The organism is Mesorhizobium sp. M7A.F.Ca.CA.004.04.2.1 (genome assembly GCF_004022825.1).
In the GTDB taxonomy this organism is placed as follows: domain Bacteria; phylum Pseudomonadota; class Alphaproteobacteria; order Rhizobiales; family Rhizobiaceae; genus Mesorhizobium.
Map to the genome: position 1 here is coordinate 1 of NZ_RZPH01001269.1, position 1467 is coordinate 1467.

General features: G+C 67.8%; 1 protein-coding gene and 1 pseudogene. Both read left to right on the top strand.

Going from position 1 to position 1467, the window contains the following annotated elements; all coding sequences use genetic code 11:
- A pseudogene (locus EN893_RS33725) lies at nt 1-209 on the top strand (phage tail protein); the annotation flags it as partial.
- Nucleotides 210-219: 10 nt separating this feature from the next.
- On the top strand, nt 220-1467 hold a 1248-nt coding region (locus EN893_RS33730), incomplete at its 3' end, for a heme biosynthesis protein HemY (RefSeq protein WP_164901370.1).

A 1467-nucleotide genomic window follows, 5' to 3' on the forward strand; every position in this document is an offset into this window, starting at 1 on the left:
GCGCCGTCGAAGGCGCCGGCGCACCGGAAACCGTCGCGCGCATGGAGGCGGCGGTCAACCAGGGCGACTACGCGAAGGCACTCAGCGAGTATGAAACGCTGCCCGAGGCCGCCAAGGCCGCTGGCGCGGACTTTGTCGGCAAGCTGAAGGCACGCATCGAGGTCGAAACCCAGGTCGATGCGCTGATCTCGGGCGCGATGAAGGCATGAGGGCAACACAATGATCCGCCTGCTCGCCTTCCTCATCGTCGTTTTCGCGCTCGGGCTGGGCTTTGCCTGGCTGGCCGACCGGCCGGGCGACATGGTCGTCACTTTTAACGGCTATCAATACCAGGTCAGCCTGATGGTGGCGGCGGTGGCCGTCGTTGCCGTGGTCGCCGCGGTGATGATCCTGTGGTGGCTGCTCAAGTCGCTGTGGAACAGCCCCTACACCATCTCGCGCTATTTCCGTGTCCGCCGCCGCGATCGTGGCTATCAGGCGCTGTCGACCGGCATGATTGCCGCCGGCGCCGGTGATGGCGCGCTGGCCCGCAAGAAGACCAAGGAAGCCGCCAAGCTGATCCGTTCCGACCAGGAGCCGCTGATCCACCTGCTGGAAGCGCAGGCGTCGCTGCTCGAAGGCGATCATGAAGGCGCGCGACAGAAATTCGAGAGCATGCTCGACGATCCCGAAATGCGGCTGCTAGGCTTGCGCGGGCTTTATCTGGAAGCCGAACGGCTTGGCGACCGCAACGCCGCCAGGCATTATGCCGGCCGTGCCGCGGTGATGGCGCCGCAGCTGGCCTGGGCAGCGGAATCGACGCTGGAAGAGCTGACCGCGCGCGGCGACTGGGACGGCGCCCTGAAACTGGTCGACGCGCAGAAATCGACACGGCAGATCGAACGCGATGCCGCCAACCGCCGCCGCGCCGTGCTGCTGACCGCCAAGGCGCAGGCGCTTGCCGACAGCGATCCCGCCGCCGCCAGGACTGCGGCGATCGAGGCCAACAAGCTGCGGCCGGACTTCGCGCCCGCCGCCGTTGCCGCGGCTGCCGCATTGTTCAAGCAGAACGATGTGCGCAAGGGCTCGAAGATACTCGAGGCAGCCTGGAAGGCCGAGCCGCATCCGGAAATCGCCGAGCTTTATACCCATGCAAGGCCGGGCGACGCGGTGCTCGACCGCCTCAACCGGGCGAAGAAGCTGCAGGAAATGAAGAAGAACCACGCCGAATCGTCGATGACGGTGGCGCGCGCCGCGCTCGACGCACAGGACTTCTCGACCGCCCGCCGCGAGGCCGAGGCGGCGATCCGGATGGACCGCCGCGAGGGCGCCTATCTGCTGCTCGCCGACATCGAGGAGGCCGAGACCGGCGATCAGGGCAAGGTGCGGCAGCTGCTGTCCAGGGCGGTGCGGGCGCCGCGCGATCCGGCCTGGGTCGCAGACGGCGTGGTATCGGAACGCTGGGCGCCGGTGTCGCCGATCACCGGC